Source organism: Okeania sp., assembly GCF_983059655.1.
This window is the reverse complement of sequence record NZ_CEZPJD010000948.1, coordinates 1-2,732: the sequence shown is the minus strand read 5'-3', so window position 1 is coordinate 2,732 and position 2,732 is coordinate 1. Positions and strand designations below refer to the sequence as shown.

Genomic DNA, 2,732 nt, shown 5'->3' with positions numbered 1-2,732 from the left:
CAGAGAAACACAGACAAAGAAATTATGATGTGGTTGACTATATGTTGCTCTTAGACCAATGGCAAATTGATATGGATTTGGGCGACCCATATTACAATCTAAATTTTGATATTCAACGTAACGATTACACTGTCGTTTTGTAGTTGTAAACCTACTTTTTATTCATCAGTTAAAACCCATTTGTTATCTATTTTGAAAATCCCCTCTTTATAATCAACCATTGTCACTGCTGCAAGAGTTTCAATCCACACAGTAGCACCACAACTATGAGGTTTTTCTGGTCAGTAGACAATCCTACAGGGGCCGTGAATTTCAGCTTCATGGCCAGTCGCTAAATTGCTGCTGCCTTCTTTGACCGAAAGAATGGTTAAATCAGTATTTTTCTTGGTTGTATTAATTCCAATGTGGTTGCGATTAAAATGAACTGTGTTCTTGCCACAGCGCTGATGAGAACTCCAACGCGGTTTGGGACCTTTTCTTCGGCTGTGTATTCTTGGCATTCCTTCATGTAACGGAATTACCGAAAAGCGACGTTGAAGGCCCCCGTGTTTTAACCGGGGGATGAAAACAGGCGAGTCGCTTAGACTAGACAACTTTAGTTGTCCTGTGTTATTATTACCTACAATAACTGTTCGGTCTGCCCGTTTCAAATGTACTGTTGTCAGCAAGTTTTAGTAGGTAAAAATCCTGAATTAATTCCCATTTTAACATTCTTGTGCGAACAGTCTCACAAACTAACTAACATGGGCATATACTATGGTCGGCAATTATATTTTAAAGCCAGGATTGGTATTGGCAAGTTTGACTTGGAAAAGGTCTATAAAAACAACTATCATTACAAAGTTTTATATTCTCAAGCAGCACAACAAACATTGAGAACTGTAGCTGAATCATTTAGGTCTTATTATAGTCTTATTATTGCCTATAATGAAGGTAAAATCGAACACAGACCAAGGATTCCTAACTATAGAAAAAAAGGGGGAATGGCTACAGTTAGCTATCCCAAACAAGCATTAAAACTTAAAGATAATCAAATTAGAGTACCACTAGGTAATACCTGTAAACGCTGGTTTGGAGTAGATAGCTTTTTAATTCCAATGCCTAGTAATCTAGCATTCTCTACTCTCAAAGAACTGAGAATATTACCGAGAAACAGATGTTTTTATTGGGAATTTGTTTATGAAAGAGAAGTAATAGTTAAACCTCAATTAAATCAAGAAAATGTATTAGGAATTGACCATGGTTTAAATAATTGGTTGACCTGTGTATCCAATGTAAATACTAGCTTAATTGTAGATGGGAAACAGATTAAATCAATGAATCGTTGGTACAACAAACAAGTATCAACTATTAAAGAAAATCAACCGACTGGATTTTGGTCAAATAAACTAGCTGCCATTACAGAAAAGCGTAACCGCCAAATCCGTGATGGAATTAATAAAGCAGCCAGGATAGTGATTAATCATTGTTTAAAAAATCATATTGGTACAATTGTATTTGGCTGGAATAAAGGTCAGAAAAATCAAATAGAATTAGGTCATAAAAAGAATTCAGAATTTGTACCAATTCCTACAGCTAGACTGAAAGAAAGAATAGCTCAATTATGTGAAGAGTATGGGATTATATTCATAGAAACTGAGGAAAGTTATACAAGTATTGCTTCATTTTTAGATGGTGACAATCTACCTAATTATGGTGAGAAACCCAATGATTGGAAACCATCAGGAAAAAGAATAAAGCGTGGTTTGTATAGAACAGGTAATAATTGGTGTATTAATGCAGACTGTAATGGGGCTGCAAATATCATCACAAAAGTAAGCAGAAAGCTAAGTTTAGACTTAAGCCGACTGTGTAGGGGCACTTTGACTTGTCCCCAGAGAATGTATCTTTGGTCAGCTAAGAAGAGACAGAGCAACACGGATTTATCCTGTGGCGTAGTATCTACTTAGAATCCCCGTGACTTAAGTCCGGGGAGTAGTCAACCAGGCTCGATTATTAATTTTTCTGGCCCCTTGTATGCGGCCTTCCTTAAGCAAGACTCGAACTCTTTGAGTAGATATGCTTAAAAGACTTGCTGCTTCTGTGGTGCTTACAAACATGATTTTTCTATTGCGACTATCGCAATAGTACATTAGATAGCTGAAATTGTAGTTAGTGGGATTAAAAAATTTATTGGATGTATAGGAAAGTTTTAAAAATGAAAAAATTATTTTCGAGATAGATATAGATACTCGCAGCTTAAAATCTGTGGTCCAAGACAGATGATAGTAAAGAGAGTAGCTTGAAAAGAAATTCAAAATTCCTCTGATACTAAATCGGCTACTAAATCCGGCGGTCGCGGAGCGTGGCGTCAGCCGTATCGCGCGTTGTTTGATGAGGAGGGTAAAGCAGCCAAAGCAGCCGGAGCCACGATTCCTAAAGGCTTAAGGGTTAGGGCTACGCCAAAAATCACTTTTTTAGGAAGCTCAAACCAAAGATAGGATTTGCCTTGATACAAATAACTTTAGACAGTAGTGGACTGTTTCATCTTAAATAGTGCGTTAGAATTGTCATTGCGAACGGCAGTGAAGCAATCTCTAACCAATTTTCTATTGCATCATTTTAGTTGAAACAGTCCACTACTGGACTACAAATGCTTATAACTGATAAATAAAAGTAGATTTAGAGACAGGGTTTTGGTAAATAGTATTTGTGTTGGGTTTCGTTACCGCTCAACCCTACAAATACTGTTT

Annotated in this window: 1 protein-coding gene; it reads left to right on the top strand. The window is 36.9% G+C overall.

The features are described from left to right. The first annotated feature begins 650 nt into the window (after positions 1-650). Positions 651-1,949: an RNA-guided endonuclease InsQ/TnpB family protein gene (locus tag AC3DU7_RS30530; protein ID WP_488042990.1), complete on the top strand. Its 1,299-nt coding sequence runs from the start codon at positions 651-653 to the stop codon at positions 1,947-1,949. Positions 1,950-2,732 lie beyond the last annotated feature (783 nt).